Here is a 15156-nt window from a genome sequence, read left to right on the forward strand (position 1 = left end):
GTGGGGCCGCACCGCGTTCGCGCGCCGTTACGCGGTGACGGCCGAAGCTGACGGCGTGGGCGTGGGCTTCGGCGTGGACGTGAGCTTCGGCTTCGGCGTGGGCGCGGGCTTCGCGGACGGTACGGCGGTGGCTCCGGACCCCGTGTCCGCCCCGGCGTCAGCCCCGGTGTCCGTCCCGGACCGCGCCGGTTCCTCGTCCCCGTACATGTCCTCCGGCCCGCCCTCCGCCGGTTCCCCCAGCGTGTCCCGCGCCTCCCGTGCCCGTGGCGCCAGCAGCGGCGAGAACACCGGATTGGTGCGCAGCGCCTCCTCCAGGTGCCGGCGGGCCTGGCCGTACATCTCCAGCGACCGTTCGATCTCACCCCGGTGGTACGAGAACAGCGCGCTCCGCAGCCCCTGATCCGTCGCCTTCTTCGCGTACGTGAGCGCCTCCTTGCCCTCACCCGCCCGGTACAGCGCCCAGCCCAGCGCGTCCGCGACCCACATGTTCCGGTGCCCGCGCCGCCACTGCGCCCGCAGCCGCTCCACCGCCGTCCGTGCCTCGTCGTGGTCGGCCTCGAAGCGGGCCAGCACCACTTCCTCGTCCACCCCGTGCTCCCGCGCGAGCGCCGCCCGGTCGCGCAGCGCCGCGTACTGCGTCCGCGCGTCGCCGTCCAGGCCCAGCGAGTCGTACAACTCGCCCAGCTCCAGCAGGTACGCGAGCTCCGGCAGCTTCTCCAGGGCCAGCTGGTAGGCGCTGAGCGCCTCGTCCGTCCTGCCCACCGCGGCCAGCGCCCTCGCCCGCCCGGCGAGCGCCCCGGGGTGGTCGCGTACCGCCGTCAGGGCCGCTCCGTACTGCCCGAGCGCCTCCTGCGGCTCACCGCGCTCCCACGCCAGATCGCCGCTCATGCGCAGCGCCTCCGCCTTCTCGGCGGGCGATCCGGCGCGCGCCACCGCCTCGGCCGCCTTCGCCGCCGCGTCCTCGCGCCAGCCCCGGTCGCGGTAGACCTGCGCGGCGAGTTCCAGCACGGCCGAGCCGGACCGCAGTTCCTTCAGCCTGTCCAGCGCCTTGCCGGCCGCCGCGTAGTCGCCGAGACCGCTGTACGCGTCGATCAGCACCGGATACGCCGTCCATCCGGCGGGCCGCAGCGCGCGTGCCTCCTCGCCCCACTTCTTGGCGGCGGCGAAGTCGTGCCGGGCGTTGGCGAGCGAGGCGAGGCCCACCAGCGCGTCCGGATTCCCGCGCGCGCCGGCCGCCACGGGCAGGGCCAGGGAGCGCCGCAGCGCCCGGCCGGCCTTCGGGTAGTACGCGGAATCCGCCTGCCGTGCTCCCCGTTCGACGTACGCGGAGCCGAGCGCCGCCCATGACTGCCCGTCCTCGGGGTGGGTGCGCAGCCACCGTTCCCGGTCACGGATGAGCGCGGTGAGATCCGCGAGCGCGGCGGGCGCCCCCGCGTCGGCCGCGGCCATCGCACGGGCCTCAGGGCCCGGCGCGGACGGACCCTGCTCCTTGTCGGGTACGAACAGCAGTACGCCCGCGACCAGCACCGCGCCCACTCCGGCGGCCAGCGCCGCCCTCCTGACCTGCCGGACCTGCTCCGTCTTCATCGCGTTCATACTGATTACTGTGCGTCAATATGAAGAGCACACCCGTCCTTGTGGCGTGGATCGCAGACGGGTTCACACCGATGGCCCCCGGGTGCGAGTCTGGGATCATGGACGATCTTCTCGCACGGCTGCGCGCCGGGCTCCCCGCCGAAGCCCTCATCACCGACCCGGACATCACGGCCTCGTACGCCAAGGACATGGCCGGCTTCTGCGAGGCCGGCAAGCCCGCCGTGGTCGTCCTGCCCCGCACGGTCGAGCAGGTCCAGCACGTCATGCGGACCGCGACCGCGCTGCGCGTCCCCGTCGTACCGCAAGGCGCCCGGACAGGACTGTCGGGCGCCGCCAACGCCTCGGACGGGTGCGTCGTCCTGTCCCTGACGAAAATGGACCGGATCCTGGAGATCAGCCCCGTCGACCGGATCGCCGTCGTCGAGCCCGGCGTCATCAACGCCACTCTCTCCCGCGCCGTCGGCGAACACGGCCTGTGCTACCCGCCGGACCCCTCCAGCTGGGAGTCGTGCACGATCGGCGGGAACATCGGCACCGCCTCCGGCGGGCTGTGCTGCGTCAAGTACGGCGTCACCGCCGAATACGTCCTCGGCCTCGACGTCGTCCTCGCCGACGGCCGCCTCCTCACCACCGGCCGCCGCACGGCCAAGGGCGTCGCCGGATACGACCTGACCCGGCTCTTCGTCGGCTCCGAGGGCAGCCTCGGCATCATCGTCAAGGCCGTCCTCGCGCTCAAACCCCAGCCGCCCCAGCAGCTGGTGATGGCAGCCGAGTTCGCGTCGGTGGCCGCCGCCTGCGACGCCGTCTGCGCCATCATGGAGCGCGGCCACACCCCGTCCCTCCTCGAACTCATGGACCGGACGACCGTCCGCGCCGTCAACGCCATGGCCGGCATGGGCCTGCCCGAGACCACCGAGGCCCTGCTGCTCGCGGCCTTCGACACCCCGGACCCGGCGGCCGACCTGGCCGCCGTGGGCGAGCTGTGCACCGCCGCCGGCGCCACCGAGGTCGTCCCGGCGGACGACGCGGCCGAGTCGGAGATGCTGCTCCAGGCCCGCCGCCTGTCGCTCCCCGCGCTGGAGACCGTCAAGTCCGCCACGATGATCGACGACGTGTGCGTACCGCGATCGCGGCTCGCCGCGATGCTCGACGGCACCGCCGCGATCGCGGAGAAGTACGACCTCACCATCGGCGTCTGCGCACACGCGGGCGACGGCAACACGCACCCGGTCGTCTGCTTCGACGCGGCGGACCCCGACGAGTCCCGGCGGGCCCGCGAGTCGTTCGACGAGATCATGGCGCTGGGCCTGGAGCTGGGCGGCACGATCACCGGCGAACACGGCGTGGGCGTCCTGAAGAAGGAGTGGCTGGCACGGGAACTGGGACCGGTGGGACTGGAATTGCAGCGGGGCATCAAGCAGACGTTCGACCCCCTGGGCCTGTTGAACCCGGGCAAGCTGTTCTGAGTCCGCACGGGGGCGCGGAGCCCCGGGCTACGCGGCCCCGTCCCCGGATCCGTCGGACGGCCACGGGTCGCGCAGCCACAGATCGTCGGCGGGGGAGGGGGCCTGGACCGGGGCCAGCAGCTCGGCCAGCCCCTCCTCGATGCCGAGCCGCTCGCTCTCCGTCCCCGGCAGCACGATCCGCAGCGTCCGCTCCACCCACGCGGACACCGCCATGGACGGCGCCTCCAGCAGCGCGTCCCCGTCCGGCGAGGAGAGCGCCAGACAGATGACCGCGCGCCCGCCCACCTTCGTCGGCCAGATCCGGACATCGCCCCGCCCGCACGGCCTGAACACCCCCTCCACCAGCAGCTCGCGGGCGAAGGTCCAGTTCACGGGGGTGTCGGAGCCGATGTGAAAGCTGATGTGCACGGCGTACGGATCATCCGTGCGGTAAGTCAGCCGGGCCGGGACGGGGATGCTGTGCTCGGACGACAGCACCAGACGCAACTCCAGCTCGCGCTCCACCACGGTGTACATGAGCGGCACTTCCTTTCCTGGCGAGGGGCCCGCCGTCGGGCCTCACCGGATGAGAGGGCCTGACGGCGGTTTCATGACGCGACTTCGGGCGATAACTTTCCGCGACCATGCGCGATGACTCTCCGTGACGTAGGCGGCCGGCTTCCCGGAGCGGGTCAACCCCCCTCCCCGCCCGGGTTCTTGTTGATCGAATTCGTCATGCGGGGCAAATACGACGCGGTACCGTTCTGATGTCGGCGCAGAATGGAGATCTGCATGACCCCCACGTTGACCAACACCGGCGCTTTCATCGCCCGCGCGCGTAAGGCGCGGCGGTTGACGCAAAGAGAGCTGGCAGACCTTTCGAACGTCTCCTACAGCACGCTCACCAAGGTGGAGCAGGGAGTTCTGCCCGCCGGCCCCTCCGTGATCGGAGCCCTGGCGCGCGCACTGTCGGTACCCGTCACCGAACTGACCGGCCAGCCCTACCTGGACGAGCTGCGGCAGGACCAACTCGACGGTCTGATCCAGCCCATCCGCGAGGCGCTGAACATCTACGACCTGGGCCCCGACCCGGACGTCGTGCCGCGCTCCGTGACGGACCTGGAGGCGCACGCCGAGGAACTGTGCGCGCTGGTCAGGGCGACGCACATCAAGAAGGTCGCCGCCGAACTGCCCGGACTGATCGCCGAAGTCACCACCACGGCGCACGTGCGGGGGGAGGACAGGAGCTGGCGGCTGCTCGCCGGTACGTACCGCACCGCGTACGACGTGACGGCGAAGCTGGGCTTCCCCGACCTGTGCACCGTCGCGCTGGACCGCATGGACTGGGCCGCGCAGCGCGCTTCGGACGCCGTCGTGGGCGCGATGCGGCAGTACCTGCGGGCCCTGACCTACCTGCGGGCGAGCGACTACCAGACCGGGAAGCGGCTCGTCCGCCTGGGAATGGTCCAGCTGGAGCAGGCCGCTGCGAGCCGGGTGCGCGACGTCGTGGCCGGTCAGATCCACCTGGGGGCGGCGGTGCTGGCCGGACGGGACAAGGACGAGGCCGGCGCCGAGGGGCACCTCGCGGAAGCACAGCGCCTCGCCGACATCACCGGCCCGGCGGAGCAGGTGCACTGGCTGTCGTTCGGCCCCACCAACGTGGGGGCGCACCGGGTGAGCGTCCTCGCCGAACTCGACCGGTACCCCGAAGCGGTGCGCACGGCCGACAAGATGCGGATCCCGGACGACTGGCCGCCCTCCCGCCTCGCCCACCACTACGCGGAGGTCGCGCGGGCCCAGTTGTGGACGGGCAGCACGGAGGCGGCGTTCAAGAGCCTCGGGAAGGCCCGCAAGCTGGCGCCGCAGCAGACCCGGTATTCCCCTACCGTCAGGGAGACGTATGCCGGTCTGGAGTCCGCCAAGCGCCGCATGCCGGAGACCTTCAGCAACTACGGTGCCTGGCTCGGGATGTAACGGAACGTCAGGATAAGGCCGGAGCTATCAGTAAGGACTGATAGTTCCGGCCTTCGCACGCCGCGACGATGAGGGGGTAAGCACCCCGCGACCGCGTGAACGGCCCGGGGGCATGGTCAACGCTTCAGAGGAGCGTCAACATGCTGCACACCATCGTCCGTCTCTTCGAGCTTCTGTCCCGGCGGCCGGGTGTGCTCCACGCCGTGGAGGTGGCCTGATGGATCAGATCCAGGAATGCGGCGCCGTGGTGCTCCGCTGGAGTTCCCACCCGCGCTGCGTCGGGATGGCGCGTACGGAACTGCGCGAGGCCCTCGCCGGGTGGGGGCTGGCGGCGCTGGAGGACCCGGCGGCGCTGGTTCTGACGGAGCTGCTCACCAACGCCGGTCAGCACGCCCGCGTGCCGCGCGGCCGGGAGATCGAGACCCGGTTCCTCCGGGTGCCCGGCGGCCTGCGGATCGAGGTGCACGACGCGTCGTCCGAACGCCCGCGCCGGCGGTCCTCGGAGGCCGACGCCTGCGACGGACGCGGCCTGATGCTCGTGGCCGCGCTCGCGGACCGGTGGGGTGTCGCCGAACGGGGCGGGCCCGGGAAGCAGGTCTGGGCCGAGCTGTCGCTGACGCCCGCGCCCGACGGCGGCCTCCCGCCCGCGGAGGAGCCCCCGCGGGCGGAGAGGCCGCTGGCGGAGAGGCCGCTGGCCGCGCCCGCGCCGCCTACCGGCTCACATTGACGGCGAACCAGTCCACGCTCATGCCCGCACCCGAGCTGATGTCCGCCGACGGCGAGGTGCAGCCGCAGACCTTGTCCGGGTAGGAACCGCCGATCGCCACATCGAAGATGGCGAAGAAACCGTGGTCCACGGCGGCACGCCAGGTGGCCTCCGAGACCTCGTTCTGGTTCACCGCGAAGGTCTGGGTGCCGTCGAGGTAGAAGCGGAGCTGCTCGGCGGCGGTGTCCGTACGGTCCACGATCACGGAGTACGTGTGATAGCCCGTCTGGCAGCCGTCGCAGGGGCCCAGACCGCTGCTGATGCCGTCGGGATCGTGGCACTCCCCGGCCCACTGGCCGCAGTGGAAGGTCGTCGAGTGCTGGCTCAGCGCGTTGACGTCCTCCATGATGTCGAGCTCGCCGATGCTGGGCCAGTTGGTGGCGCCGGCCGGCCGGGCATCGGCACCCATGGCCCAGAAGGCCGGCCAGTAGCCCAGGCCGCTCGCCGGGTCGGGCTGCCGCAGGGAGGCGATGATCTCCACCTGGCCGCCGGCCGGTGCGCCGAAGTCGGTGCGCAGGGTCTCGACACGGCCGGACGTCCAGTGGCCGGAGGCGTCCCGGATCGGCTTGATGACCAGGTGTCCCGCGCCGTCCTGATAGACGTTGTCGGTGGAGTCGGTGGAGGTCTCGATCTCGCCGGTGCCCCAGTTCCCGGCCCCGCCGGGGTAGCTGGTGCCGATGTCGTACAGCCAGTCGGAGCGGTTCAGGCCGGTCCCGGCCGCACCGTCGAAGTCGTCCCGGAACACCGTCGTCCACTCCGCCGCATCGGCGGACCGGGCCACGGTGTCCGGCCGTGCGCTCGCCTCGGCGGTGCCGGGGGCGGCCGTGAGGCCGAGCAGTCCGGTCAGTGGAAGTGACAGCGCGGCCAGGAAGGTCAGTGCGCGCCGGCCCGGACGGCGGCGTGAGCGGGGGCGGGTCGACGCGTGGTTGTGGGGGTGGGTGTTGGCGTTGGCGTTGGCGTTGGCCTTGTCGTTGTCCATGGGGGGGTGAGGCTGCCTTCTGTCGGAGGGACGTCCGCGGTGGTGCCGTGGGGGTGCGGATGAGAGCGCTCTCACCTTGACTGTCATGCACATACCATGAAGCGGTCAAGTGGTCGGCGGCGTGTGCCGGCCTGGTCGCGGCGGCGCCGTGCGCGTACTGGTGTCGGGCTCCTCGTACGTCCTGGCGAAAAAGCGCCACCCCGGGGCCTGACGACCCGTCCCCCCCACGTCCGGTCCGCCGCTCGAACGTGGGCTTTCTGCCGGTCTCCTTCTTCAGGGACCCGCGTTCTTCGTTACTGTCTTCCTGGACAAGCGGAGGTACGCGCGCCCGGTCACCGCGGGACGTGCGCGGACCAACCGCGCACCGGCCGGCGCCGCGGCCCGACCACGCTTCCTTGACCGCGCCAAACATGCTGTGAATGAACGGAGTTGGGGTCATTGGCTACTCCTCCTGGTGACGGCGGGAACGTACCCCCGGAGGGGTTCTACCCGGACCCGTCCATCCCCGGGTACGTCCGGTACTGGAACGGCGCCGCCTGGGTGCCCGGTACGAGCCGGCCCGCGCCGCAGGACGGGCCGCGAGGCGGCGGGACGGACCCGGCACCCCCGGCGCCCCCCGCGCTCTCCCCGCCGTTCGCCGTCGACGAGACCGGACCGGTCTTCTTCGACGAGGACCCGGCGCGGGACCCGGCGCAGGACCCGGCGCGGGATCCGGCCATGGGCGGCGGTCAGGAACCGGCGTCCGCGTGGCAGGCCGACGTCTCGCGCCAGACCGGCTTCGGCGGCGAACGCGACCACCGGGTCTCCTGGGGCGCGGCCATTCCGGACCCCCGCGTTCCCGGCCCCGCGCCGATGCCCGGCGTACGGGCACTCGGCCCCGGCGCGGATGACGACGACCCGCTCAGCGAAGGCACGGTCGCGATCCGCGCCATGCGACGCGGCATCAGGCCCGCCCCCGGGACCGGCGCGGGCGCCACCGGCAGCGGTACGGATGACTCCGCCGCCGGTACGACACAGCCGCCCGCGCCCCGCGAGAACACCCCGCAGGCCGTCGACAGCACCATGGCCATCCGCGCCCTGCGGGCCGCACGCCGGGAGAAGGACAAGGACGCCGGGACGGCCGACCGTACGGGCCAGGCCGAGAACGCCCCGCCGCACCCGAACCGCGCGGCCGGCTCCGGGACTCCCGGCGCGAGCACGGGAACAGCGCCCGCCCACGCCCAGCCTCCGGCCCCGCTCCAGCAGGGGGCCCCGGTCACGCCCGGCGCCCCCGCCACGCCATGGGCGCGCTCGGCGCAACCAGTGCGGCCCGCGCACCAGGCGGCACCCCAGCCGGCCCAGCCCGCCCCGCCCCTGGCCGCCGGTGCGGCCGACCGGGCCGAGCCGCCCGTCGTCCCGTGGAAGCCGCCGGTCGAGGACCCGTTCCTGCAGGCGGCGCGCGCCCAGGCGGCGGCCAGGCCGGCCGGGCTCGGCAGGCGGTTCGTGGCCCGGCTGATCGACACCGTCGTCCTGGGAGCCATCGTCGGAGCCCTCGCCGTGCCGCTCTTCGCCAAGGCCCGTACCCACATCGACGACAAGATCGAGGCGGCCAGGCAGACCGGCCGCACGGTCACCGTCTGGCTGCTCGACGGGACGACGGCCGGCTGTCTCGGCGCCGTGATCGCCGCGCTGCTCGTCGTCGGGGTGCTGTACGAGGCGCTGCCGACCGCCAAGTGGGGCCGTACGCTCGGCAAGAAGCTCTGCGGCCTCGACGTACGGGGCATCGAGTCGCACGAGCCCCCCGCCTTCGGCGCCGCGCTGCGCCGCTGGCTCGTCTACGGCGTGCTGGGCGTGCTCGTCGTGGGCGTCGTCAACGTGCTGTGGTGTCTGTTCGACCGGCCGTGGCGGCAGTGCTGGCACGACAAGGTGGCTCGTACCTTCGTAGCGCGCTGACGGGCCGACCGGGCCGACGCGCTGACGGGCGGTCGGCCCGCGACGCGGCGGACCGCACCCGCCGTTCCTCCGAACGGCGGGTGATCCGTTGCGGGCCCCCGCCCGGCGCGGTGCACTGCCCCCATGAGCAACGACTCGCCGCCGCCCGGTCAGCCTCCCGAGGACGACCCGTTCCTCAAGAAGCCGCAGGAGCCGCCGCCGCAGGAGCCGCCGCCCTCGGACGGCCCGTCCCACGACTCCCCCTACGGCTCCCCGTACGGCAGCGGCGGCCCGAGCGGGCCTCCCCCCTATGACCCGGGCGGCTTCGGCGGGGGACCGTACGGCGGAACGGATCCGTACGCCGGGATGCCACCGCTCGCGCCCTTCGGCACGCGGCTCCTGGCCCGGGTGATCGACGCTCTGATCATCTTCATCCCGCTGGCGCTCATCTCCCTGCTCGCCGGGGGCCTGCACGCGACCAGGAGCGGCACCGGCGAGTGGGACAACTTCACCAATCAGGTGAATACGGGGACGCAGTGGATCTGGTCGGTCATCGCGATCGTCGCCTACGTCGGCTACGACACCCTGATGACGAAGAAGTACGGGCGGACCCTCGGCAAGCGCTGGCTGAAGCTGCGGGTGGGCATGCTGAACGACGGCGCGGTGCCGCCCACCGGCCCGTCGCTGACGCGCGCCCTGGTGCTCTGGCTGCCGGCCCTGATCTGCTGCTTCTGTCTCTGGTGGCTGCTCATCATCGTGACGATCCTGGCCAGTAAGCCGTACAAGCAGGGTCTGCACGACAAGGCCGCCAGGACGGTCGTGGTGTCAGCGGCGCGGTGAGCGCCGTCCGGCGCTGCCCCGGGGCCGTCCGTGGCGCGCGCCCCGGGGCCGTTCGCGGGCGCGCACCGGGTACGCGGGCTCGGGCGGCGGTCGAACCGTTCCGCGACGGCGCCTGTCCAGGGGCGCTCGGCAAGCGTGGCCGGGCCCGTGGCACCGTCGCGCGGGGGTGTATCGAAACATTTTACTCGTCAATGGGCTCGAATTGTGGGGTGGTTGTCCGAATATCACCCTGTCCGGATAACGGAGCCGAGTCCGCACATAGTGCAGTTGACTGGTTCAAGTCAAGGGCTGTCTTTTCTCCTTCAACTCCGGTCAAATGTCGTCACTTATGACGCGCATACGCGCGCGGAGCCGCCACCCCGGCCCGCAGCCCGCGTGCGCCGGGGAGGAAAACTTCAAGTGAGCAGCTATTCACGGGCGAGAAGAGCGTCGGCGGTGATCGTGGCCCTGGCCGCGACCGCCGCGACCGCCTCAGCCTTCACCACGGCACAGGCCAAGGACAACCCCGCAACCGGCCTCGCCGGCATCGAGCGCCATGACCCTGCGCCCCAGAAGGGCCAGGTCGAGCACGACCTGGATGGTCCGTTCAGCAAGCAGCAGGCGGAGCAGCGCCAGGCCGCCCTGGAGCAGGTCATCTCCGGCAAGGCCAAGGCCGAGAAGCGCGGTGCTTCCCAGGTCCTGAAGCTCGGCAACAAGAAGTACGTCGAGCTGGCCCGCGAGAAGACCGACAAGATCTTCACCATCCTGGTGGAGTTCGGCGACCAGGTCGACAACACCTCGACCTACGACCCGGACGGCCCCGACGGCCCGCGGCCGCCCGTCGTCAAGTACGGCGGTCATCCCGGCCCGGCGCACAACCAGATAGCCGAGCCCAACCGGAAGGTGGACAACTCCACCGCCTGGCAGGCCGACTACAACCAGGCGCACTTCCAGGACATGTACTTCGGCTCCGGCAAGGACAAGAAGGGCCAGGAGAAGAACTCCCTCAAGACCTACTACGAGAAGACGTCCTCCGGGCGCTACTCGGTCGACGGTGAGGTCTCCGCCTGGGTCAAGGTCCCGTACAACGAGGCCCGTTACGGCTCGAACTACTGCGGCTCCAGCAACTGCGCCAACGTCTGGGACACCGTGCGCGACGGCGTCGCGGCCTGGACCGCCGCCCAGAAGGCCCAGGGCAAGACCGACGCCCAGATCAAGACGGCCCTGGCCCAGTACGACCAGTGGGACCGGTACGACTTCGACGGCGACGGCAACTTCAACGAGCCCGACGGGTACATCGACCACTTCCAGATCGTCCACGCGGGCGAGGACGAGTCGGCCGGCGGCGGCGTCGAGGGCGAGAACGCCCTGTGGGCGCACCGCTGGTACGCGTACGGCACCGACGCCGGCAAGACCGGCCCGGCGGACAACAAGTCCGGCGGTACCCAGTTCGGCAACACCGGCATCTGGGTCGGCGACTACACGATGCAGCCGGAGAACGGCGGCCTCGGCGTCTTCGCGCACGAGTACGGCCACGACCTGGGCCTGCCCGACAACTACGACACCGCCGGCGGCGAGAACTCCACCGCCTTCTGGGACCTGATGTCCTCCGGTTCGTGGCTCGGCACCGGCAAGAACGAGATCGGCGACCTGCCGGGCGACATGACCGCCTGGGACAAGCTGCAGCTCGGCTGGCTGAACTACTCCACCGGCCAGGCCGGGAAGAAGTCGACCCACAAGCTGGGCGTCGCGGAGTACAACACCAAGGACCCGCAGGCGCTCATCGTCGACCTGCCCAAGAAGACCAAGACCACGACTGTGGTGAAGCCCGCCGAGGGCTCCAAGCAGTGGTGGAGCGGCATGGGCGACGACCTCAAGAACACCCTCACCCGCTCGGTCGACCTGACCGGCAAGTCCTCCGCGGCGCTCCAGCTGCAGGGCTGGTGGGACATCGAGGCCGACTACGACTACCTCTACACCGAGGTGTCGACGGACGGTACGAACTGGACGCCGATCGACGGCACGGCCGACGGCAAGGCGATCCCCCGTGACGCGGGCGACAAGCCGGTGCTGACCGGTGTGTCGGGCGCGTACAAGAAGCTCGTCTTCCCGCTGGACGCCTACGCCGGCAAGAAGATCGACCTCCGCTTCCGCTACCAGACGGACGGCGGTGTGGCGCAGCAGGGCTTCGCCGCGGACGCGATCACCGTGACCGCCGACGGCGCCACGCTGTTCAGCGACAACGCCGAGGGTGACGACGCGGGCTGGACCGCGAAGGGCTTCTCGCGCATCGGTGAGTCCTTCACGCAGGAGTACGCCCAGTACTACATCGCGGAGAACCGCCAGTACGTCTCGTACGACAAGACCCTTGAGGTCGGCCCGTACAACTTCGGCTTCTCGGCGCCCAACGACGGCAAGGTCGAGCACTTCCCCTACCAGCCCGGTCTGCTGGTCTGGAAGTGGGACACCTCGCAGGCGGACAACAACACCAGTCAGCACCCGGGTGAGGGTCTGATCCTGCCGGTGGACGCGCACCCGAAGGCCCTGAAGTGGGCGGACGGCACGCTGATGCGCAACCGCATCCAGACGTACGACTCGACCTTCAGCTGGTGGCCGACCTCCGGTCTGTCGCTGCACAAGGCGGACAAGCTGACCCGCGTCCTCCCGTCGCTCGGTGCCCCGGTCTTCGACGACCGGAAGAACACGTACTGGAGCTCGGAGAACCCGGCCGGCAGCGTCAAGGTCACTGACACCAACACCCAGATCTCCATCCTCGTCCCGTCGCTGCTTGGCGGTCCGATGACGGTCCACGTGGGCCCCAACCGGTGACCCATCAGAATTAACCGGAAGTAACCCCAGGTCACAACATGATCGGCCGTCGCCCTCTAGCGGGCGGCGGCCGTTCGTGTTTAGGTGCGTCCTACGGATCTCTTATTGACACGGCGTCTCACGACGTCACACGGGGGAGATGAAGGACATGGCAGGTGGAGGCTTCAGCAAGCTCCCGAACGGCCGAGTGGTGGTGGCACTGACCCTGCCCAGCCCGGCCGGAGAAGGCGCCACGGTGCGCGTCCTGGTGTACGCGGCGAATCGCGCCCGCGCGCTGACCAGACTGCGGAATCTCGGTCTGCGGGCCGTCTACCTCCGGGGCAACGCGGAACCACCGACACCGGACGAGATCACCGCCGTCCTCCATCACCCGGACGGCCTGCTCTGGCGGACGACCCCGGAGCGCAGGGAACAGCTCTGGCAGCCGATACGGTCGCTGCTGCGTCCCGCGGCGACGGCGGGGTGGTACTGAGCCCCAGGCCGGTGCCACGGTGCGCCCCGCCGGCGGCCCCGGGAGGCGGCGGTGCGTCCCGCCCGGCGATGCGCCCCGCCCGGCGATGCCCCCCTTCCGGCGGTGCCCCCTCCAGCGGTGAGCCCCTCCCGGCGGCCCCGGGAGGCGGCGGTGCGCACCCGGGGGGCTCAGCGCAGTACCGGCTCGCCGGTCAGCTCCACGCCCGCCGCCCGCAGCTCCGTCAGCGCGCGCTCCGTGGTCGGCGCGGCCACGGCCGCCGTCAGGTCCAGCAGCACGCGCGTGGCGAAGCCCTCACGGGCCGCGTCCAGCGCCGTCGCCCGGACGCAGTGGTCCATCGCGATGCCGACCACATCGACCTCCGCGACATCGCGCGCCCGCAGCCAGTCCGCCAGCCCCACGCCGTTCTCGTCGGCACCCTCGAAGCCGCTGTAGGCCGCCTCGTACGCGCCCTTGTCGAAGACCGCCTCGATCGCGCCGGAGGCGACGGCCGGGGCGAAATTGGGGTGGAAGCCCACGCCCTCCGTACCGGCGACGCAGTGCACCGGCCAGCTGCTGACGAAGTCCGGGACGTCCGGAGCCACGGCGAAGTGGTCACCCGGGTCGATGTGGTGATCGCGGGTGGCGACCACATGCCGGTAGCCGGCCGGCGCGCGGCCGATCAGGTCGGTGATGGCGGCGGCGACATCGGCGCCCCCGGTCACCGGGACGCTGCCGCCCTCGCAGAAGTCGTTCTGCACGTCCACGACGATCAATGCGCGATGCATGGCGGGTGTCCTCACTCGGTCGGATCGGAGAGGTGTACGGCCCTGACACCGCACACCGGCCTCTCACACGTACCCGGTCGCACGGCCCGGCTCACGCTTCCCCGGTCATGTACTCCGTCGGGATCACCGGCTCGCCCCGGGACAGCTGGATCGCCGACATCGGCAGCCCGGCGCGGGCCGCCCGGTGCCGGTCGCGTACGGCGTCCAGCGGCTCGTGCGCGACCACCTCGCCGCCCTCGACGAGCCGGACCAGCAGCTGCTGCTCCGCCAGCTCCGCCGGTACGGCGCCGGTGCCGATCACCTCGGCCTCGGCGTACCCCTCCGCGTCCCGCCGCCGCGCCGCCCACTTGCGGCCGCCGATGGACGTCTTCCCGCCCAGTGACTTCTTCGCCACCGGCTGGAGCGGGGCATCCGGCTCCGCCGACCGCGCGCGGGCGACGAGCTTGTAGACCATCGAGCAGGTGGGATGCCCGCTGCCGGTGACGAGCTGCGTGCCCACGCCGTACGTGTCCACCGGGGCCGCCGCCAGCGAGGCGATCGCGTACTCGTCCAGATCGGAGGTGACCACGATCTTGGTGTTCACCGCACCCAGCTCGTCCAGCTGCTGCCGTACCCGGTGCGCGACCAGCAGCAGGTCCCCGGAGTCGATCCGGACGGCCCCCAGCTCGGGTCCGGTGATGTCCACGGCCGTCCGCACGGCCTCCGCCACGTCGTACGTGTCGATCAGGAGGGACGTCCCCCGGCCGAGCGAGTCGACCTGCGCCCGGAAGGCGTCGCGCTCGCTGTCGTGCAGCAGGGTGAACGCGTGCGCGCTCGTGCCCACCGTCGGGATGCCGTAGCGGTAGCCGGCCGCCAGGTCCGAGGTGGTGTCGAAGCCGCCGATGTACGCGGCGCGCGCGGCGGCGACCGCGGACAGCTCGTGCGTACGGCGCGCGCCCATCTCGATGAGCCGCCGCCCGCCCGCCGCCGCCGACATCCGGGAGGCCGCGGCGGCGATCGCCGAGTCGTGGTTGAGGATCGACAGGATCACGGTCTCCAGCAGGACGCACTCCGCGAAGGAGCCCTCCACCCGCAGGATCGGTGAGCCCGGGAAGTACACCTCGCCCTCCGGATAGCCCCAGATGTCGCCGCTGAAGCGGTACGAGGCGAGCCGGTCGAGCGTCGCCTCGTCGACGATCGCCCGCTCCCGCAGAAACGTCAGGACGTCCTGGTCGAAGTGGAAGTTCTCCACGGCCTCCAGGACCCGTCCGGTGCCCGCCACGACGCCGTACCGGCGCCCCTCGGGCAGCCGCCGGGTGAAGACCTCGAAGACCGAGCGGCGGTCGGCCGTGCCGGACCGGAGCGCCGCCCGGAGCATCGTCAGCTCGTACTGGTCGGTGAACAGCGCCGTCGACGGCACCCCCACCCGTCGTCCGCCGCCACCCTTCTGAGGAAGCGCTTGGCGCCCTTCTCCTTTTTCCGGCAGCCCACGGTCCGCAGCGTTCATGGGAGGGATGCTACTCCCCGTACTCGTCAGAGTGACGATTTCTAGGGGCCCGTTTGTGCGACCGGCCCTTCCGGGTGGCAGCATGGGACACGTGAGGCTGTGCATCGCGGGGCGC

Annotated in this window: 12 protein-coding genes; 7 read left to right on the forward strand and 5 right to left on the reverse strand. The window is 71.7% G+C overall.

Features of this window, described 5'->3' with window-relative positions:
* Nucleotides 1-27: 27 nt before the first annotated feature.
* Nucleotides 28-1596: a tetratricopeptide repeat protein gene (locus ACIBAE_RS04305; RefSeq protein ID WP_399282269.1), complete on the reverse strand. Its 1569-nt coding sequence runs from the start codon at nucleotides 1594-1596 to the stop codon at nucleotides 28-30.
* Between the two features lie 98 nt (nucleotides 1597-1694).
* Here ACIBAE_RS04305 and ACIBAE_RS04310 point away from each other — a divergent pair, with 98 nt between their 5' ends.
* Nucleotides 1695-3062 carry an FAD-binding oxidoreductase gene (locus ACIBAE_RS04310; protein ID WP_399282270.1) on the forward strand — a complete coding sequence of 456 codons (1368 nt, stop codon included), beginning with the start codon at nucleotides 1695-1697 and terminating at the stop codon, nucleotides 3060-3062.
* 27 nt (nucleotides 3063-3089) lie between these two features.
* Here ACIBAE_RS04310 and ACIBAE_RS04315 read toward each other — a convergent pair whose 3' ends face one another.
* A complete protein-coding gene (locus tag ACIBAE_RS04315) occupies nucleotides 3090-3578 on the reverse strand; it encodes an SsgA family sporulation/cell division regulator (protein WP_399282271.1) in 489 nt (162 codons plus the stop codon).
* A gap of 255 nt (nucleotides 3579-3833) precedes the next feature.
* On the opposite strand from ACIBAE_RS04315, the gene ACIBAE_RS04320 reads away from it, so the two are divergent.
* The gene (locus ACIBAE_RS04320) at nucleotides 3834-5015 is read left to right on the forward strand and encodes a helix-turn-helix domain-containing protein (protein WP_399282272.1); all 1182 of its coding nucleotides are present in this window, start codon (nucleotides 3834-3836) and stop codon (nucleotides 5013-5015) included.
* Between the two features lie 217 nt (nucleotides 5016-5232).
* On the forward strand, nucleotides 5233-5742 hold the full coding sequence (locus ACIBAE_RS04325) for an ATP-binding protein (protein WP_399282273.1): 510 nt from the start codon (nucleotides 5233-5235) through the stop codon (nucleotides 5740-5742).
* On the opposite strand, the gene ACIBAE_RS04330 is transcribed toward ACIBAE_RS04325, so the two are convergent.
* The gene (locus tag ACIBAE_RS04330; RefSeq protein ID WP_399282274.1) at nucleotides 5726-6760 is read right to left on the reverse strand and encodes a glycoside hydrolase family 16 protein; all 1035 of its coding nucleotides are present in this window, start codon (nucleotides 6758-6760) and stop codon (nucleotides 5726-5728) included. The genes ACIBAE_RS04325 and ACIBAE_RS04330 overlap by 17 nt on opposite strands.
* A gap of 438 nt (nucleotides 6761-7198) precedes the next feature.
* Here ACIBAE_RS04330 and ACIBAE_RS04335 point away from each other — a divergent pair, with 438 nt between their 5' ends.
* From ACIBAE_RS04335 to ACIBAE_RS04350, 4 genes are all read left to right on the forward strand, one after another.
* A complete protein-coding gene (locus tag ACIBAE_RS04335) occupies nucleotides 7199-8692 on the forward strand; it encodes an RDD family protein (RefSeq protein ID WP_399282276.1) in 1494 nt (497 codons plus the stop codon).
* A 123-nt stretch (nucleotides 8693-8815) separates the two neighbouring features.
* Entirely contained in the window at nucleotides 8816-9511 is a 696-nt protein-coding gene (locus tag ACIBAE_RS04340) for an RDD family protein (protein ID WP_399282277.1), read from the forward strand.
* 399 nt (nucleotides 9512-9910) lie between these two features.
* The gene (locus tag ACIBAE_RS04345) at nucleotides 9911-12319 is read left to right on the forward strand and encodes an immune inhibitor A domain-containing protein (protein ID WP_399282278.1); all 2409 of its coding nucleotides are present in this window, start codon (nucleotides 9911-9913) and stop codon (nucleotides 12317-12319) included.
* 148 nt (nucleotides 12320-12467) lie between these two features.
* Nucleotides 12468-12791: a hypothetical protein gene (locus ACIBAE_RS04350; protein WP_399282279.1), complete on the forward strand. Its 324-nt coding sequence runs from the start codon at nucleotides 12468-12470 to the stop codon at nucleotides 12789-12791.
* A gap of 167 nt (nucleotides 12792-12958) precedes the next feature.
* Here ACIBAE_RS04350 and ACIBAE_RS04355 read toward each other — a convergent pair whose 3' ends face one another.
* Entirely contained in the window at nucleotides 12959-13555 is a 597-nt protein-coding gene (locus tag ACIBAE_RS04355) for an isochorismatase family protein (protein WP_399282280.1), read from the reverse strand.
* A 91-nt stretch (nucleotides 13556-13646) separates the two neighbouring features.
* Nucleotides 13647-15041 carry a nicotinate phosphoribosyltransferase gene (locus ACIBAE_RS04360; protein WP_399282281.1) on the reverse strand — a complete coding sequence of 465 codons (1395 nt, stop codon included), beginning with the start codon at nucleotides 15039-15041 and terminating at the stop codon, nucleotides 13647-13649.
* Nucleotides 15042-15156 lie beyond the last annotated feature (115 nt).

The organism is Streptomyces sp. NPDC051569 (assembly GCF_044454085.1).
Lineage (GTDB): Bacteria > Actinomycetota > Actinomycetes > Streptomycetales > Streptomycetaceae > Streptomyces.

Excerpts from the sequence above, each read along its gene's own strand:
- ACIBAE_RS04305 (WP_399282269.1), bottom strand. The coding sequence starts at position 1,596 with ATGAACGCGATGAAGACGGAGCAGGTCCGGCAGGTCAGGAGGGCGGCG.
- ACIBAE_RS04310 (WP_399282270.1), top strand. The coding sequence starts at position 1,695 with ATGGACGATCTTCTCGCACGGCTGCGCGCCGGGCTCCCCGCCGAAGCC.
- ACIBAE_RS04315 (WP_399282271.1), bottom strand. The coding sequence starts at position 3,578 with ATGTACACCGTGGTGGAGCGCGAGCTGGAGTTGCGTCTGGTGCTGTCG.
- ACIBAE_RS04320 (WP_399282272.1), top strand. The coding sequence starts at position 3,834 with ATGACCCCCACGTTGACCAACACCGGCGCTTTCATCGCCCGCGCGCGT.
- ACIBAE_RS04325 (WP_399282273.1), top strand. The coding sequence starts at position 5,233 with ATGGATCAGATCCAGGAATGCGGCGCCGTGGTGCTCCGCTGGAGTTCC.
- ACIBAE_RS04330 (WP_399282274.1), bottom strand. The coding sequence starts at position 6,760 with ATGGACAACGACAAGGCCAACGCCAACGCCAACGCCAACACCCACCCC.
- ACIBAE_RS04340 (WP_399282277.1), top strand. The coding sequence starts at position 8,816 with ATGAGCAACGACTCGCCGCCGCCCGGTCAGCCTCCCGAGGACGACCCG.
- ACIBAE_RS04350 (WP_399282279.1), top strand. The coding sequence starts at position 12,468 with ATGGCAGGTGGAGGCTTCAGCAAGCTCCCGAACGGCCGAGTGGTGGTG.
- ACIBAE_RS04355 (WP_399282280.1), bottom strand. The coding sequence starts at position 13,555 with ATGCATCGCGCATTGATCGTCGTGGACGTGCAGAACGACTTCTGCGAG.
- ACIBAE_RS04360 (WP_399282281.1), bottom strand. The coding sequence starts at position 15,041 with ATGAACGCTGCGGACCGTGGGCTGCCGGAAAAAGGAGAAGGGCGCCAA.